Source organism: Maricaulis salignorans (assembly GCF_900103475.1).
In the GTDB taxonomy this organism is placed as follows: Bacteria; Pseudomonadota; Alphaproteobacteria; order Caulobacterales; family Maricaulaceae; genus Maricaulis; species Maricaulis salignorans.
On sequence record NZ_FNHG01000006.1, the window covers coordinates 1 to 15,393 of the forward strand.

Sequence of the window (15,393 nt, forward strand, 5' to 3'; positions counted from 1 at the left end):
TGGCAGGGCGTCCATTAAGGTCTGACGGCACTAAACGACCGACCTGAGTACCTTTCTGGATTGGAAACGGCGGTGGAGACGCCACGGGAAAACTGCACGTGCGGGACGTCTCGAATGTCACGCTACTAAAACTACCGGTTACCGGCATTCGCCGGCGTCCCGCACCCTCCTATCCCTCCAGCCGCTTGCGGCGTGGAGATTTTGGTGCACACCGCCGCCCCGGCAGACAGGACCATCCTGATATCGCCGGCGTCGTAAACGCTGACCACCCCTCCCCATAAGCCACCATCCCTGCTAAACCCCGCGCCATGACCGAAACCACACCCCAAACTCCCTGGACCGCGACGGCCCTTACCCTCTTCCCCGAGGCCTTCCCTGGCGTGCTTGATGTGTCGCTGATCGGGGCCGCTGCGAATCGTGGACTTTGGGCGCTTGAAGCTGTGGACATCCGGGAGTTTTCCCGTCATAAGCACCGCTCCGTTGACGACACTCCGTCTGGCGGGGGTGCTGGTATGGTGCTCCGGCCTGATGTGGCGGCAGCGGCGATCGATGCGGTGCAGTCTGACTGGTCTGGTCAGAAACGGCCGTTGATCTATTTGACTCCCCGGGGACGGCCACTTTCTCAAGCGCGAGTGAGGGAATGGGCGGCTGGTCCCGGTATTGCCGTGTTTTGCGGACGCTTCGAAGGCCTCGATCAAAGGGTCATTGAAAGCCGCGAAATGGAAGAGGTCAGTGTCGGCGATGCCGTGCTGGCCGGTGGCGAAGTCGCTGCACAGCTTCTCATTGAAGCCTGCGTGCGATTACTCCCCGGCGTGCTGGGCGACCCGGCCTCGACCGAAGATGAGAGTTTCGAGGGCGACCTCCTTGAATATCCTCACTATACGCGACCGCGCGTTTGGGAGGACAGGGAGATACCCGAAGTCCTGTTGTCGGGGCATCACGGCCAGATCGAGGCCTGGCGCCGGCAGCAAGCGGAAGAGATAACGAAGAAGCGCCGCCCGGACCTTTGGTCCCGGTTTCTGGGGCGCAAGGAGAATGCGCGATGAATATGATCGAGCGGATTGAGCAAGAAGAAGCTACCCGCGTCCTTGGCGACAAGGTCCTGCCTGATTTCGCCGCTGGCGATACGCTGCGCGTTCACGTGCGCATCAAGGAAGGCGAACGCGAACGCGTCCAGGCCTATGAAGGCGTCTGCATCGCCCGCAATGGTGGCGGCCTCAATGAGAGCTACACCGTTCGCAAGATCTCCTTCGGTGAAGGCGTCGAGCGCGTCTTCCCGATGTATTCGCCTAACGTCGAAAAAATCGAGATTGTCCGCAAGGGCAAGGTTCGCCGCGCCAAACTGTATTATCTGCGCGATCGTCGCGGCAAGTCGGCCCGGATCACCGAGCGCACGACCGGTCGTGGTATCGTCAAGCGCGAGCCAAAGAAGAAGGGCTAAGCCCTCTCTCCCTTACCGAACAGAAAACGCCCGCTGGTCAACCAGCGGGCGTTTTTTTACGTCTCGTTAACAGATGCTGGCCGGTTTTGCGGCGCGAGTCCGGATTTGCGGGTTCACCGCCAGACGGTTAGCACCAAACCCGCAATTCAGGACTCCGGGGCCGTCTAGCCCTCTGAGTCCTCAATTCTGTGCATGTCCTCATCGGACAATCCGAAATGATGCCCGATTTCATGCACCAGGACATGTCCGACCAATTCGCCAAGGGTGACCGTCTCGCGCTCCGCCCATTCATCAAGAATCGGCCGCCGGAACAGGAAAACCCGCGAAGCTTCCGGTGTCGGGTCCAGGGTCGACTGCTGCGTCAGATCCACGCCCATATAGAGGCCGCTCAACTCGAATGGCTCCTCCAGCCCGACCGCCTCGAGCATTTCTGCATCGGCGAAATCGGCGACGAAGAGCTCGACATGGCCGCACATCGTCCGATAGGCCTCGGGCAGGCCTTCCCAGGCGCTTCGGGCCAGGGTTTCAAAGTCCGACAGCGTCGGCGGGGTCAGATTGGCGATATTGGTCATGAGGCTTATCCAGTTTTGCTGAGACGCCTCTAACCGGGATTGCCGCCCAGTGCACGCACCAATGCCGCCGCGACGTGGGAGCGGCAACTTGTCAGGCGAACAAAAAACGAACAAACTACCCGTATGGACCTTTCTGACGTCGCCTCCGACCGCAATCCGCAGATCGATGATGCCCAGGCACTGATGCGTGGCGCGGCCCGCCTGCTCTGGCAGATGGGGTTCAGTGCGATCCCGGAATTCTCCCTGCCCGATGGTCGCCGCGCCGATCTGGCCGCAATCGGACGCAAGGGCGAGATCACCATAATCGAGGTCAAATCAGGCCTTGCCGATTTCCGCGCCGACCATAAATGGACCGATTACACCGGCTATTGCGAGCGGATCTATTTCGCCGTCTCGCAGCGCTTTCCCCACGAGGTCATCCCGGAGCATGCCGGCCTGATCATCGCTGACGGCTTTGGCGGTGCGATCGTGCGCGAGAGCCCCGTGCTCACCCTGGCCCCGGCCCGTCGCAAAGCCCTGACCTTGCGCTTCGCCCGCGCCGCTGCCGATCGTCTGATGCGCGTCGGTGAAGGCGAGCAAGCGGGCTATAGCGTCGACGGAAGCTGACGCAGCACGCGATCAGGCCTCCGGCTTCACTCGCCAGGGCGGATCGATCCGGTTGACGCCGGCATGGTAGAGCTTGATCAAATGCCCGTCCGGATCGCGCAGACTGGCCTCGCGCCACAGCCAGCTGGTATCCGCCGGTGCGGTTTCAAACGCGAAGCCTTCGGCCTGCAGCGCCGCAACCTCATCATCGAGTGCATCGCATTCCAGATAGATCACGGTGCCCGGCACAACTGGGTCGGCCGTCAGATGCAGTGAAAAAGTGGTATCGCCCTCCGGCGCGAGAAAGCGGGAATAATGCGGCGAATCGACCAACAGGCGAAAGCCGAGCCGCTGGTAGAAACCCTTTGATCGCGGAATATCACTGACCGGTATCGTCAGCTGGTTCAGACGCATGGCTCGCTCCTGTGTCGTCGGCAATCTCGTCGAGCGGACGCAAGAGCCGGTTAAGGCTGAGATCACTCAGCAAATAAGCCCATCCCGCCGTGCGGGCATTGATCGCATCGGCTGCCACCTGCCCGCCATCGGTGACGGCAACCGCACTGATGACGGCCCAGCGCGTCTCGCCCAGGGCCAGGATTTCAAGGCTGACGCGCAAGCCGGAGAAGGTCTCCTCAACATGGCGGCCCACAGGTTCGCCGCGCAGCCGGTCGGCCCGGCGCACATCGCGGAATCGGATACGCGACAGGGCAGCAGACGGGCCGTTTCCGGCACCGGCCGTGATCGGCCGCCAGCCGCCCGGTTCACGCAGCGAGAAATTACGCGCCGAACGGCCAGCGCGCTCGAACACATAGGCCGGACCCCGCTCGGGCGTGATCAATGTGCGGGCAATATCGGTCGTGTCCAGGGCGAGAAAGTCGAGATCAATCCAGCCATCCGCCAGGGCAATCGCGGGGATCACTGCGGCACCGCCGGACAATTGCGCGGCATAGCTTCGCGGCCGGTCCGGAAAGCGCAGATAGACGCGTCCATTGCGGGCGGCGCCGATCAGGATGTCGGTCAGGACGGCGCCATCAGCTCCGCGCACCGTCAACCGCGTGCCGGAACCTGGCTGCCCGGCCTCGGCCAGCTCCAGCCGCGCATGCTTGGCCGGGTCGGCTGTTCGGGCACCGACATAGCTCAGATCGGCGAGGAAGGCGTCCAGCTCGGCCAGGCGCTCAGGGATGACCGGGTGATCATCGCGGCTCGGCATGACCCAACCCGCATCGCTGCGCGTCAGAGTGAAGTGATCCTCCGGGCCGGTAATCTCGATCTCCCGGGCATTGGCCACACTCGCCGACCAGTCCGGCAGCACCGGTCCGCTGACATCAGGACGCCAGTCGCGCTGGATCTGTATCGCAATCGAACCGGCGCCCGCAGCCAGAAGCAGGATGGCCGCACCGCCAGTAATCACCAGTTGGCGCAGTCTCTGTCGATCCATCGGCCGGCTCATGTCGCGCTCCTGCGGCGGCGGGTCAGTGCCCCGGCCAGGCCGAGCAGGACCACCAGGGCCGGCGGCACGCCGATTGTCCAGAATTGCAGGCTGGAATTGAGGGCGTCGATATCATGGCGGAACTCGCGCTCGACCTCGCGCAAATGCGCCCTCGTGCTGAGAATTTGTTGGCGCAGCGCCACCGCTTCATCACGGCCGGCGCGGGCGCCCGGATCGGCCAGACCCGAGGCCTGGCCGGAACCGAGCAATTCCTGCAAGCGGGTCTCGGCCGCGTCAATTTCCGCCTCGAGCCGGTCCTGTATCTCGACATAGCGCGCCTCAGCCTCGGCCCGCAGGTCATCGACCCGCGTCATCGGCCGCGCCGAGGGAGCGCGCGAACGCAGCCCGATCAGGGCTGGATCGCCGGCCGCCATATCGACCAGATTCATGGCGAGGGCGAGATTGTCGGCGACAATCATATCGCCGGCCGCCGGGTCGCTGCGCAGGTAGAAACTGTCATCAAGCCAGTCGATATCGGCCACCACGGTCAAATCCAGCGCCGTGACCGAGCGATTGAGATGATCTGCCGGGCTGAACATGGCGTCGGCGGCAGGCGGACCGTCGGGAAAGGCCGAACCGGTTTCGCCGCGTAGCCGCGCCCCCAGCACGACAGGCTCACGGCCAGCCTCATAGTCACGCAGCAGATCGTCCGGACTGGGCGCTCCTGCAGCGATATCGGCATCGACCAGGGCACCATCCGGGCTGGTGGTCATCAGAGCTGTCACCTCGAACCCGCTATCTGGCAGGAAAACCAGAGCCCCGGGCGAGCCGAAATTAATGCCGCGATCGAGCGTAGCGGTCGCCAGATCGTCGCCATCGATCTGGGCGGCGCCGATGGAGAACCAGAGCGGATAGGCACGGCGGCGGGCACGGCCATCGGTATCAATAATCTCGACCGGCAGGCCAAGCGTACGGTCCATCGCCACACTTTCGCTGTCCCAGGCGACACCCCAATTGGCCAGCAGCATGGGCAGGTCCGAGGCCCGCTGGGCATCGACAGGCGGCAGACCATCGAGGCCGGGCCGCAGTGCCATATGGGCCATCGGGTCGATAAGCAGGAGCACGCGTCCCTGGCGCAGGGCGAACTGGTCGATCAGATAGAGCTGGCCCTCATTGAGCCGGCCGGGATGGATGATCATCAGTGCAGCCGCATCCGGGATGCGATCAAAATCGCGATCAAGCCATTGCAGATCATAGGCGTCATTGAGATCGGCGATGAAACGGTTGGGCGCTCCATTGGACGGGTCGAGCGGCAGACCGGTCAGGATCGCCAGCCGTGGGCGCTCGGGCCGATCGACATCGGAGATGAGCCGCGTGAGGTCATACTCCAGACGCGCTTCATCGGCCTGGTCGAACAGGTCGATCACTGCCTGGTCATCAACCGAATTGCGGGCGACCAGACCAAAGAATATCTGCTCACCGGTATCAGTCGGCAGGGCGGCGAGACCCGCCGCGAGCGCTTCATCCTCGGCCTGGGAAAAGGGCGCCGGGTCGATCTCGATCAGACGGATCCGGCCGCCGGACTGTTTTTCATAGGCGCGCAGCAATTCGCGCACCCGGGTCGCATAGCTGCGCACCGCAGGATATTGCGCCGCTTCGGCCCGCGAGTGATAGAAACGCCATTCAACCGGCTCATTGAGACGGTCGATGACCGCCAGTGTGCCGGGCGAGAGCCGGTAAAGGCCATTCTGGGTCAGGTCGACCCGCACGCCGGACAGGGTCTGGCCGGACAGGAATGTTCCGGCGAGGAAGATAACGACAATGCTGGCCAGCATCAGCGGCAGGTAGAGCGCCTTCTTCATCGTCCGCCCCCACGCTGCTCGGCAATCATGACGCCGGCTGCAGCCAGCGAAGCGAGGATCAGGCCGGCGAAATAGAGCAGATCGGTCAGAGCAATCACGCCATTGCGAAACGCATCATAATGTTCGAGCGCACTCAGCCCGGCGATAAACTCCGACAAGGCGGCCGGGGCATTCTCGCCCAGCACCGACAGGACCAGGGGCAGACCGGCCATGGTCAGCAGGAAACAGGCACCGGCACCCAGCACAAAGGCAACGACCTGGTTGGCCGTTGTCGCTGACAGGGCCTGGCCGATGGCCAGATACCCGCCCGCCAGGAGAAGCGCACCGAGATAGGCAGTCGCAATCGCCATATTGTCCGGCTCACCCAGATAATTGACCGCAATCCACATCGGTGCGGTCAGGGCAATGGCGGCGGCGGCGACGGTCCAGGCGGCGAGGAATTTGCCGCCCGTCGAGGCCCAGAGCGGGATCGGCAGCGCCATCAGGAATTCCAGCGTCCCGCGATCCCTTTCCTCGGCCCAGGCCCGCATGGCCAGAGCCGGCATAAGGATGACCAGTAGCCAGGGCAAATGGTCGAAGAGCGGCGCAAGATCAGCACGGTTGGTGTCGAAGAAACGGCCGATATGAAAGGCAAAGGCCGGCGCGGCAAAGGCGAAGACGGCCAGGAAGACATAGGCGAGCGGGGTCTGGAAATAGGCGGTCAATTCGCGGCGGTAGACGGCAATCAGCGAACCCATCACGCGGCCTCCACGGTCGCGCGGGGCCCGGCGGTGAGGTGGCGGAAAGCGGCTTCGATCGTTGCGTCGGATGTGACCGCCTCAAGCGCGTGGGGCGTACCGTCGAACAGGAGCCGGCCCTCGGCGATGATAATGGCCCGGCTGCACACGGCGGGGACTTCGTCGAGAATATGCGTCGAGATGATGATCGCCTTTTCCGGCGCCATTTCGCGGATCAGCTCGCGCACCCCGTCTTTCTGATTGGGGTCGAGCCCGTCGGTCGGCTCGTCGAGAATCAGAACGGCCGGGTCATGGGCAATCGCGGCGGCCAGGGCGGCACGGCGTTTATAGCCCTTGGATAATGTGCCGATCGGCTGCGAAGCGGCTGCACCCAGCCGGGCGCGGTCCAGCGCCAGTTCGGTCGCCCGCTTCAGCGCATCGCCGGAGAAGCCACGCACTTGCAGGCCGAAAGCGACAAAGGCGCGCGGTGTCATCGCCGGATAGGCTGGGGCCCCCTCGGGCAGGTATCCGAGACGCGATTGCGCCTCAATCCGGTCCTGTACGCAATCATGGCCGGCGATGCGGGCACAGCCGGAATCGGGCTCGAGACAGCCGGCGAGCATGCGCATGGTCGTGGTCTTGCCGGCACCATTGGGGCCGAGAAAACCGAGGACTTCACCGCGCTCGAGCGTGAAGCTCACATCGTCGACGGCCCGCAGGCCTCCGAATTCTTTCACCAAATGGTCGGCAACCAGCATGGGAAGGGCTCACGTATTGCAGACCCTAGCGTTAGCGCGGTGCAAGCCACTTGGCCAGCGCGAAGGCCGGTCACAAAATTACAAATTCGGGGAAGCGTGTCGACCGGCGCGCTGCTCTTGATCCGGGGGGCTGGGGGGGCTGTTTAAAACCAGGACCCAGAGCTTTGATGCGGCCGATCGACCCTCGAACCGTGGCTGTGTGGTGCGGCGCGAACGGGCCGAAAATATGGCAGCTTTGCGGCACAGGGTGAAATGTTTGTAAGCTGGCGCCCACGACTCACCCGCGATTCAACCGGCAGGAGAAAATAGTGGCGGCAGGCCCTCAGATCGCAAAACGCGCACCGGTCATGGTGATGTGGAACCGGCGCGAACTCTCCGAGATTCTCAATGTCTACGGCCGCTATGTCGCCATGGGGGAATGGAAGGACTACGCGATTGACGGCCTGGCGACCAATGCCGTGTTCTCGATCTTTCGCCGCGCCAGCGAAGTGCCGATGTTCGCCATTGTCAAAACCCCCGCCGACGCGCAGCGCCAGGGCATGTACAAGGTGGTCGCCGTTGACGGCCAGGTCCTCAAACGCGGCCATGAACTGCCCCAGGTGCTGCGGGTCTTCGAGAAGAAACGTTTCTCGGTCGTCGATTGAGCCTTGCCCAGAGACCAAGAAAAACCCCCGGAGCCAGGCTCCGGGGGCCGGTATTCAGTGGGGCATGACCCCGATCAGCTTCGCCAGACTACTCGCGATTGCCCATCAGCATCATCAGGAACTGGAACATGTTGATGAAGTTCAGATACAGGCTGAGCGCGCCATAAGAGGTCGCAACCGACATCTGGGCCTCATTACCGCCAAGCTGGTAGTAGGTCACTTTGAGGCGCTGGGTGTCATAGGCTGTCAGGCCGGCAAAGATCGCCACGCCGATCACCGAAATCACGGTCATCATAATGCTTGAGGCCAGGAAGACATTCACGACCATGGCGATGATCAAACCGATCAGGCCCATCATCAGGAAAGAACCCATTCCCGTCAGATTGCGCTTCGTCGTGTAGCCCCACAGGCTCAGACCACCAAAGGCGGCAGCCGTGATGAAAAAGACCTGGGTGACACTTTCGGTCGTGTAGTTCAGCGCCCAGATGCCGAGCGAGGCACCGATCAGCGAAACGACGGCCCAGAAGAGCAGGTTCGCAGCCGATTTCGACGGGTTGCGCATCATGAACATCGATCCGAACAGGATGATGAGCGGTGAGAAGGCGATCACAGTCCCGAGCAGGGTCCGGGCCATATAGGTCGCAGGACCGTTGGCCGTTTGCACCAGAACCGGGTGGAAGAGGAGCTCGGTCACGGCCGGAACGCTCGACGTCACATAGGCGAGCACACCAGACAAGACGAGGCCAAGGCCCATCTTGTTGTAGACGCCCAGCATGAATTTGCGCAGCCCGGCGTCGACGGACATGTCCAACGAAGGCGTGCCGGCATGGGTGCGGGAAAAATCATTCATAGTTTCGGTCCCTCATTCCTGTTGCCGCCCGATCAGGCGATTTGCAGTCAATATCGGGCGGCTGCAGACTGATTGCAAGACGGGACGCGAAGGCTTCGCATCCCCCCTCGCGGCGGCGTCAGCTCTGTGCCGAATTCAGCGCCCTCGCTGCCGGGACCGAGAGCGCGGCGCGCGCAACCAGAGCGCCGCCAGCCGCGGCCGACAGGATGGCCACCGCGCTTACGGCCGCGACCGCCACCCAGTCCGGCGCCCACACCGCCTCGACCAGCTGGGTCATCACATACCAGGCTGGCGGGATCGCCAGTAACAAGGCCAAAAGGGTCGCCATGACGCCGACCAGTCCGAATTCCAGCGCGAAGATCGCCAGAACCCCGGCCGGCGTCACGCCAAACGTCTTGAGCAGGGCCGCATCAGTGACGCGCCGCCTCGCCGCTGCGGCGAAAGCGCCCAGCATCACCAGGGCCCCCGCCAGGGCCACAACACCAGCAACCGCATTGATCGCCACCGTTGTCTGCGCGAACACCTCGGCGGCGGCCTGCAGGCGCTCGCGAACGCGATAGATCACGGTATCGGGGAAGGCCGAGCCAACCGCCCGGGCGATCGCATCCTCGAATTCCGGTTGCGCCCGCAACAGAACCGTCTGGGTCGGATTGGCGGCTTCCAGCGTCCCCGGCGCGAAAATTATGGCGACATTGACCCCGAAACCACCCCAGTCGATCGTCCGCAGGCTGGCAATCTCGGCGGTGATCTCGCGGCCCAGGATCCGGAAGGTCACGCTGTCGCCAACTCCGAGACCGAGCCCGCGCGCAGCGTCACCCTCGATCGAGACGAGCGGCGGTCCGGCATAATCCTCCGGCCACCATTCGCCGGCTTCGAGCACAGCCTCCGGCGGCATCCGGGCCAGATAGGTCAGGCGCGTCTCGCCATCGACCAGCCAGCGTTCTGACGGCGCGACGGCCTCCAGATCGAGCGGCTCGCCCTTGAGACCTGTGATCCGGCCCAGCAGGGCCGGTGCCCGGCGGTAGCGCGCAGCATCGGTGATCTGGGCGCCGGCCTCGGCCGCGATACGGTCGAATTCATCACCGCGATCAGACGGTATCTGGGCGATGACCAGGCTCGGCAGATTGGCCGGAGCGGTGTCGCGGATCTGGGTCACCAGATTGTGCTGCACCAGCGTCACCACGGCGAGCAGGGCCAGGCCAAGCCCCAGCGCCGGTGCCGCGACCGGCGCCACCGAGCCGGGGCCGCCCAGCTGGGTCAGGGCCAGGCGCAAGCCACCGCGGGTCCGATGCGCCAGCCCGGCTGCCAGCCGTCGCAAACCGAAGGCCGCGCCCCAGAGCAGGAGGAAGACGACCACGGCGAAACCCAGCATCACGCCGGCCACCAGTGGCGACGGGCTGAACAGCACAGCCAGTGCAATAAAAACCAGGCCGGTCAGCACGGCGGCAATCCGCTCCGCCCATGGCGTCGCACTCTGCCCTCGCACCTCGCCGCCCAGCAGGGCTGCCGGCGGAGTCGCCCGGGCCCGTCCGACCGCCGGCAAGGCGAAGGCCAGCGCCGAGAGCATGCCGAACAGCACAGCCAGAGCCAGCGGACCGGGATAAATCCCCGCCTGGACCGGAATCGGGAGGGCATCGCCAAAGCCCTGCACCAGGGCGATCGGTGCCAGCGCGCCCAATGCTGCACCGAGCAGCGAGCCGGCCAGCGCCAGAACCAGGATTTGCAGCAGATAGGCCAGCCGGATCGTGGCGCCGTCAGCACCCAGCGCCTTGAGCGCCGCGATGGACCCGGTCCGCGTCGACAAAAAAGTGGAGACAGCCTGCGCCACACCCAGCCCGCCCGCCAGCAAGGCGGCCAGCCCGGCCACGGCCAGGAAAACACTGAGATTATCGAGCAAATCGTCAAACTGGTCGCCAAGATCATCGCGGGTGGTGATATTGACGCCCTGTTCGCGCAAACGCGGTGTCCATTGCGCCGCGAGCGCCGCCAGGTCTGCGTCCTCATCATCGAACAACACGCGCAAGCCGGATCGATAGATCGAGCCTTCGCTCATCAGCCCTGCACCCTCGACAATGTCCAGCGCGACCAGAAGGCGCGGCGCGAAGTCGAAACCGAGATCGAGCCGGTCAGGTTCACTGACCAGTTCGGCGCGCAATTCGAAGACCCGGCCGGCCAGTTCGATCCGGTCACCGATCTGTGCATTGAAGACCCGGAAAATGTCGGGGTCGGCAGCGGCGCCGGCCATCCCGTCCTGCGGGGCCAGAAGATCTGGGAGCGACCGATCCGGCAGGGTCACCACTGTGCCGAGCAGCGGATAGGCCGGATCGACACCCCGCAGCCGGACCAGCCGGCGGATATCGTTGACACTTGCCATGACATTGATGTCGGCGATTTGCGACACCTGCCCGGCAGACCCCATCTCCGCCACCAGATCATCCGGCAAGCTGGCGCGCTGAACAGAGAAGGACAGGTCGCCTCCGAGGATCCGGCTCAGCTCGCCGGCAACGCCCTGGCGGAACATCGCGCTCGCCGACCCGGCTGCGGCAATTGCAGCGACGCCAAGGGTCAGGCAGGCCAGGAAAACGACGAAACCACGCGTGCCGGCGCGCAATTCCCGTCCAGCAATGCGCAGGGCCAGTCCCGCATTCATGACTGAATAGCCCCGTCGCGCATTTCAACAATCCGATCGGCCCGGCTGGCGAGGTCGCGATCATGGGTGACCAGGACCAGGGCCGCGCCATGTCGACGCGCGGCCTCAAACAGGAAATCGGCAATCATGCTGCCCGCGGCCGTATCGAGATTGCCGGTCGGCTCGTCGGCAAAAATGATCTCCGGCCCGACGGCCAGCGCCCGCGCCACGGCGACGCGCTGTTTCTCGCCGCCCGAAAGCTGACCCGGATAATGCTTCAGCCGGTGCTCCAGCCCGACCTGGGACAGGGCTTCGGCAGCACGCTCACGCACCCGGTCCTGGCGGGCAATTTCGAGCGGCGCCATGACATTCTCGAGCGCCGTCATCGTCGGCATCAGATGGAAGGACTGGAAGACGAAGCCGACGCGGCCACGGCGCAAACGGGCCAGCTCGCCCTCATTGCGACCGGTAACGGGATCGCCAAGCAGGATGATCTCGCCGGATGTTGCCCGTTCCAGCCCGGCGGAGACCGCCATCAGGGAGGATTTTCCCGATCCGGACGGGCCGACAATTGCCACGCTCTCGCCAGCCCGGACGTCGAGACAGACATGATCGAGAATATGGATCGGCCCCGATGCGGCCATCAGCGTCAGTTCGACATCGCGCAGCGACAGGACGGGGGGCAAGCTGGTATCTGTCATCACGGATCCGGAGTTTGCGTTGATATCGAATTTCGATATATGTCATAGAATGTCGTTCGGCAAAGGCCTTGTTTAAGATGCGTCACATGCTTCACCTTATCGTGATCGGACTGCTTGGCCTCACCGCACCGGCCTTCGCGTTGGATGACGAACCAGCCTACCGGCTGGTCGTGCTCGGTGACAGTTTGAGCGCCGGTTTCGGCCTGAGCGATAACGAGGCCCTGCCGGCCCGGCTCGATCAAGCCCTCGCAGCCCGGGGTCTGGCCCAGGTCATCGTGCTCAATGCCGGCGTCTCCGGCGATACCACGGCAGGCGGCCTGGCCCGGTTCGACTTCTCGGTCGGTCCCGATGCCGACGGCGTCGTGATCGCGCTGGGGGCCAATGATGCCCTGCAGGGACAGCCACCGGCGCGGACACGGGCCAATCTGGCGGCGATGATCGACCTGGCGCGGGCCCGCAATCTCGACATTGTCCTCGCGGGCATGCAGGCTCCGGTCAATATGGGTGTGGAGTACCGCGCGCAATTCGACGCGATCTATCCCGACCTGTCACAGGCCGAGGATATCGCTCTCTACCCTTTCCTGCTGGGGCCGGTCATCCTGCGCCCTGAACTCCTGCAGCGCGACGGCCTGCACCCGACGGCCGAGGGCGTCGAGCTTATGGCCGCCCCGCTGGCGGACTTCATCGCCACAGCCCTGTTCGTCCTGCCGCTGCGAGAAGTGACGCCATGAGCCAGCGCCTGTTCGCCGCCATCGGCCTGCCGGACAGCGTGTGCGATCCACTGCTGGCCCTGCAGTCAGGCCTGCCCGGTGCCAGTTGGAGGCCGCGTGAAAACCTCCATCTGACGCTTCGTTTTTTCGGCGATATCGATGAACGCAAGGCCGAGGATCTCGAATTCGAGCTCGGAAAAATTACCGCACCGGCCTTTGATCTCACACTCAAGGGTGCGGGCTGGTTTGGCCGGCTGGAGCCACATGCACTGTGGATTGGCGCCGAGCCCGCTCCGGCGCTGCTGGCTCTTCAAACGAAATGCGAACGCGCGGCCCGACGGGCCGGGCTTGCCGCCGAAACGCGCGATTTCGTTCCCCACGTCACCCTCGCCTATCTCAGAAAAACGCCGGTGGAGGCCCTGGCCGGCTTCACGCAGGCGCTCGGCACCTTCCGGTGTGATCCAGTGAGGATCTCACGCTTCAGCCTCTATGCCAGCTGGTTGAGCCGCGGTGACGCCAATATCTATCAGCCGGTCACGAGCTACCCGCTAGGCTAGTCTTGCGCATCGACCTCAAAGGCGGACGGCAGAACCGTCACCTGCCAGCCACCATCCAGCTGGTAAAGCCAGAAAATATCGCCATAGGCATGATCGGCCAGACGCCCGTCGCTGCAGCCAACGGCCTGCGATGCCTCCGGGCCGGCAAATTGCGCCAGCCAGAGACAGCTGGTGTTGGAATGCTCGCCGACCAATGTCCAGCGAGCGTCCGAAGCGGCCGCATCGGCAAAGGCCGTGGCGCGATTGCGCGTAATCACGTCCTGCGCCGCACAACCCGCCTCCATGCCGTCCCCGGCCTGATGAACGATCACCGCCTGACCTCCGGCCTCGGCGGTTCGCAGGGTCCGGCAGGCGGCACTCGCATAGGCCTGGTCAACCGCCGGAGTCCCGATCAGCTCGGCCAGCCGCGCCACCATGGCCTCGCCCTGAGGGCTGAGGGGACAATCAAGCGCATTGCAGTCCGACGAGATCTTGCGCGCATGCCGGACGACCAGAATATGCCGCTCAGCGCGCTGCAGGTCGGCAGACCGGTCAGCCGGAGCCCGTTCCAGCAAGCCCGGACGATCAAAGCCCGCCATGGTTTCAGGACCGGCGCAGGCGGCCAGTATCGACAGAAGTACAAGCGTCGGAAGTAAGCGGGTCATGCGGGGCCTCGTGTCCGGTTCGCACGGAGCATAGAGCGGTGCCGGGGACGCATCCAGCCCTAAAGGAAACGGACGCCGGCTAGACTTCCCGTCGCATCGGCAGACACACAGTGATCACTGTGCCGGTGTCAGCCTGACTGTCGATCTCCAGCGTGCCGTCCATCAAGGTGGCCAGACGCCAGCAGATCGCCAAGCCGATGCCACCATCACCGCGCATACTGCCGAACTCGGCACGCACCCGTTCGATTACCTCGGGTGGAAAATGTAATTCCCCTGCGACCGCCGTGAACTTCACCCAGGCGAGTCCCTCGCCTTCTTCCTCGACATCGATCAGGCCGCGAATGGTGCCGGGCGGGCTGTATTTGATCACCAGCGAGGCGAGCGTTGAAAGCAGCTGCCGCGTCAACCGGCTGTCACCGATAACCTGCTTCGTCGCTGCGGCGGAGATCTCGGTGGCAAACACCAGACCCTTGTCACGCGCGGACGGCGCAAACAGGGCCTCAATCGATTTGACGAGCTCAGCCGGTGAGAAGACCAGATTGCGCACTTCAACCTGGTCTGACCTCAACCGCGACAGGTCGATCACGACACCAACCCGCGCCAGCATCGTCTGGGCGGATTGCTCCATCGTGGCGAGCAGTTTGCGTTGCGCCGGATCAAGCTCGGTGTTTCCAAGCAGGCTGCCCAGCCCGATAATCCCGTTGAGCGGTGTCCGCAATTCATGGCTCAGCCCCAGCAGGAATTCCGATTCATGCTGGCTGGACTCCCGCTGGCTCTCCACCGCGGTCTTGAGCTCATTCTCGAGCGTCGTGCGCACATGGTGCTCATGCTCAAGCGCCGATGTTGATTGCTCCAGGCTTTCCATCAAGCGGCCAAATCGCCAGGTGAGTTGCACCACCCCCAACAGGAACAATATCGTCGCGACCGTTTCACAGGCCCAGCGGACCCAGGTCTCCAGGACCGTGCCGATCTGGACAGATTGTCCCTCGCCGACCAAGACCGGTCCAGCCATCAGGAACACGAGATGAAGGAGGTGGTATCCGCCCCAGATCGCCATCCCGACTGCAATCAGGCCGAGTTCACGCGAGATTCCCGCGAAGCTGATAGCCCGCAAATTCCTCGCCATCACGAACAGCGTTAAAGCCAGCACGAGGATTACAAAGACATCTTGGACAGCCGTTGACAGCATGAAGTTCTCACTCATGCGCGGCCCTACAGATGAGCCACGGGGCAGTCTATCACCCGTCCAGGGGCGTCGCATGATGACACCCCGGTCAAACCGGCGGCGCAAAATC

The 15,393-nt window shown here is 63.9% G+C and carries 17 protein-coding genes; 6 read left to right on the plus strand and 11 right to left on the minus strand.

What is annotated here, in order from left to right; all coding sequences use genetic code 11:
• Positions 1-308: 308 nt before the first annotated feature.
• Positions 309-1,046, plus strand: coding sequence for a tRNA (guanosine(37)-N1)-methyltransferase TrmD (gene trmD, locus BLT42_RS06540; RefSeq protein ID WP_091768693.1), 738 nt, complete (start codon positions 309-311; stop codon positions 1,044-1,046).
• The gene (rplS, locus tag BLT42_RS06545) at positions 1,043-1,441 is read left to right on the plus strand and encodes a 50S ribosomal protein L19 (protein ID WP_091768696.1); all 399 of its coding nucleotides are present in this window, start codon (positions 1,043-1,045) and stop codon (positions 1,439-1,441) included. Before trmD ends, rplS begins: the two co-directional genes overlap by 4 nt.
• Positions 1,442-1,605: 164 nt before the next feature.
• Here rplS and BLT42_RS06550 read toward each other — a convergent pair whose 3' ends face one another.
• Positions 1,606-2,013: a metallopeptidase family protein gene (locus tag BLT42_RS06550; RefSeq protein WP_091768699.1), complete on the minus strand. Its 408-nt coding sequence runs from the start codon at positions 2,011-2,013 to the stop codon at positions 1,606-1,608.
• Positions 2,014-2,136: 123 nt separating this feature from the next.
• On the opposite strand from BLT42_RS06550, the gene BLT42_RS06555 reads away from it, so the two are divergent.
• Complete coding sequence (locus BLT42_RS06555) at positions 2,137-2,619, plus strand: MmcB family DNA repair protein (RefSeq protein ID WP_091768702.1); 483 nt, start codon at positions 2,137-2,139, stop codon at positions 2,617-2,619.
• 12 nt (positions 2,620-2,631) lie between these two features.
• Here BLT42_RS06555 and BLT42_RS06560 read toward each other — a convergent pair whose 3' ends face one another.
• Genes BLT42_RS06560 through BLT42_RS06580 form a run of 5 tightly spaced genes read right to left on the minus strand, consistent with a single transcriptional unit; the run spans position 2,632 to position 7,363 of the window.
• Positions 2,632-3,012: a VOC family protein gene (locus tag BLT42_RS06560; RefSeq protein WP_091768705.1), complete on the minus strand. Its 381-nt coding sequence runs from the start codon at positions 3,010-3,012 to the stop codon at positions 2,632-2,634.
• The gene (locus BLT42_RS06565) at positions 2,978-4,048 is read right to left on the minus strand and encodes a DUF4340 domain-containing protein (RefSeq protein ID WP_091768708.1); all 1,071 of its coding nucleotides are present in this window, start codon (positions 4,046-4,048) and stop codon (positions 2,978-2,980) included. The genes BLT42_RS06560 and BLT42_RS06565 overlap by 35 nt, the downstream gene beginning before the upstream one ends.
• Positions 4,045-5,889, minus strand: a complete 1,845-nt coding sequence (locus BLT42_RS06570) for a GldG family protein (protein ID WP_091768711.1) — start codon at positions 5,887-5,889, stop codon at positions 4,045-4,047. The genes BLT42_RS06565 and BLT42_RS06570 overlap by 4 nt, the downstream gene beginning before the upstream one ends.
• On the minus strand, positions 5,886-6,626 hold the full coding sequence (locus tag BLT42_RS06575; RefSeq protein ID WP_091768714.1) for an ABC transporter permease: 741 nt from the start codon (positions 6,624-6,626) through the stop codon (positions 5,886-5,888). Before BLT42_RS06575 ends, BLT42_RS06570 begins: the two co-directional genes overlap by 4 nt.
• Positions 6,626-7,363, minus strand: a complete 738-nt coding sequence (locus BLT42_RS06580) for an ABC transporter ATP-binding protein (RefSeq protein ID WP_091768717.1) — start codon at positions 7,361-7,363, stop codon at positions 6,626-6,628. Before BLT42_RS06580 ends, BLT42_RS06575 begins: the two co-directional genes overlap by 1 nt.
• Before the next feature lie 347 nt (positions 7,364-7,710).
• On the opposite strand from BLT42_RS06580, the gene BLT42_RS06585 reads away from it, so the two are divergent.
• Positions 7,711-8,007, plus strand: coding sequence for a DUF2794 domain-containing protein (locus BLT42_RS06585; RefSeq protein ID WP_091768720.1), 297 nt, complete (start codon positions 7,711-7,713; stop codon positions 8,005-8,007).
• Positions 8,008-8,095: 88 nt separating this feature from the next.
• Here the strand turns inward: BLT42_RS06585 and BLT42_RS06590 are convergent, their stop codons facing one another.
• From BLT42_RS06590 to BLT42_RS06600, 3 genes are all read right to left on the minus strand, one after another.
• Positions 8,096-8,857, minus strand: coding sequence for a Bax inhibitor-1/YccA family protein (locus tag BLT42_RS06590; protein ID WP_091768723.1), 762 nt, complete (start codon positions 8,855-8,857; stop codon positions 8,096-8,098).
• Between the two features lie 118 nt (positions 8,858-8,975).
• Complete coding sequence (locus BLT42_RS06595) at positions 8,976-11,507, minus strand: ABC transporter permease (RefSeq protein WP_091768726.1); 2,532 nt, start codon at positions 11,505-11,507, stop codon at positions 8,976-8,978.
• Entirely contained in the window at positions 11,504-12,187 is a 684-nt protein-coding gene (locus tag BLT42_RS06600) for an ABC transporter ATP-binding protein (RefSeq protein ID WP_091768728.1), read from the minus strand. Before BLT42_RS06600 ends, BLT42_RS06595 begins: the two co-directional genes overlap by 4 nt.
• 86 nt (positions 12,188-12,273) lie before the next feature.
• Between BLT42_RS06600 and BLT42_RS06605 the strand changes: the two genes are divergently transcribed.
• Positions 12,274-12,918, plus strand: a complete 645-nt coding sequence (locus BLT42_RS06605) for an arylesterase (protein WP_091768730.1) — start codon at positions 12,274-12,276, stop codon at positions 12,916-12,918.
• Positions 12,915-13,454: an RNA 2',3'-cyclic phosphodiesterase gene (gene thpR, locus BLT42_RS06610; protein ID WP_091768732.1), complete on the plus strand. Its 540-nt coding sequence runs from the start codon at positions 12,915-12,917 to the stop codon at positions 13,452-13,454. Before BLT42_RS06605 ends, thpR begins: the two co-directional genes overlap by 4 nt.
• Here the strand turns inward: thpR and BLT42_RS06615 are convergent.
• Both BLT42_RS06615 and BLT42_RS06620 read right to left on the minus strand, forming a co-directional pair.
• Complete coding sequence (locus BLT42_RS06615; RefSeq protein ID WP_091768734.1) at positions 13,451-14,098, minus strand: histidine phosphatase family protein; 648 nt, start codon at positions 14,096-14,098, stop codon at positions 13,451-13,453. The two genes, thpR and BLT42_RS06615, sit on opposite strands and share 4 nt — an antisense overlap.
• A 79-nt stretch (positions 14,099-14,177) precedes the next feature.
• On the minus strand, positions 14,178-15,287 hold the full coding sequence (locus BLT42_RS06620; protein WP_176780284.1) for a sensor histidine kinase: 1,110 nt from the start codon (positions 15,285-15,287) through the stop codon (positions 14,178-14,180).
• Positions 15,288-15,393 lie beyond the last annotated feature (106 nt).

Bases quoted from the DNA above. Each gene is read 5' to 3' on its own strand.
- BLT42_RS06580 (WP_091768717.1), bottom strand. From the start codon at position 7,363: ATGCTGGTTGCCGACCATTTGGTGAAAGAATTCGGAGGCCTGCGGGCC.
- BLT42_RS06585 (WP_091768720.1), top strand. From the start codon at position 7,711: ATGGTGATGTGGAACCGGCGCGAACTCTCCGAGATTCTCAATGTCTAC.
- BLT42_RS06565 (WP_091768708.1), bottom strand. From the start codon at position 4,048: ATGAGCCGGCCGATGGATCGACAGAGACTGCGCCAACTGGTGATTACT.
- BLT42_RS06595 (WP_091768726.1), bottom strand. From the start codon at position 11,507: ATGAATGCGGGACTGGCCCTGCGCATTGCTGGACGGGAATTGCGCGCC.
- BLT42_RS06575 (WP_091768714.1), bottom strand. From the start codon at position 6,626: ATGGGTTCGCTGATTGCCGTCTACCGCCGCGAATTGACCGCCTATTTC.
- BLT42_RS06555 (WP_091768702.1), top strand. From the start codon at position 2,137: ATGGACCTTTCTGACGTCGCCTCCGACCGCAATCCGCAGATCGATGAT.
- thpR (WP_091768732.1), top strand. From the start codon at position 12,915: ATGAGCCAGCGCCTGTTCGCCGCCATCGGCCTGCCGGACAGCGTGTGC.
- BLT42_RS06620 (WP_176780284.1), bottom strand. From the start codon at position 15,287: ATGCTGTCAACGGCTGTCCAAGATGTCTTTGTAATCCTCGTGCTGGCT.
- BLT42_RS06560 (WP_091768705.1), bottom strand. From the start codon at position 3,012: ATGCGTCTGAACCAGCTGACGATACCGGTCAGTGATATTCCGCGATCA.
- BLT42_RS06605 (WP_091768730.1), top strand. From the start codon at position 12,274: ATGCTTCACCTTATCGTGATCGGACTGCTTGGCCTCACCGCACCGGCC.
- BLT42_RS06550 (WP_091768699.1), bottom strand. From the start codon at position 2,013: ATGACCAATATCGCCAATCTGACCCCGCCGACGCTGTCGGACTTTGAA.
- trmD (WP_091768693.1), top strand. From the start codon at position 309: ATGACCGAAACCACACCCCAAACTCCCTGGACCGCGACGGCCCTTACC.
- BLT42_RS06615 (WP_091768734.1), bottom strand. From the start codon at position 14,098: ATGACCCGCTTACTTCCGACGCTTGTACTTCTGTCGATACTGGCCGCC.
- BLT42_RS06570 (WP_091768711.1), bottom strand. From the start codon at position 5,889: ATGAAGAAGGCGCTCTACCTGCCGCTGATGCTGGCCAGCATTGTCGTT.
- BLT42_RS06590 (WP_091768723.1), bottom strand. From the start codon at position 8,857: ATGAATGATTTTTCCCGCACCCATGCCGGCACGCCTTCGTTGGACATG.
- rplS (WP_091768696.1), top strand. From the start codon at position 1,043: ATGAATATGATCGAGCGGATTGAGCAAGAAGAAGCTACCCGCGTCCTT.
- BLT42_RS06600 (WP_091768728.1), bottom strand. From the start codon at position 12,187: ATGACAGATACCAGCTTGCCCCCCGTCCTGTCGCTGCGCGATGTCGAA.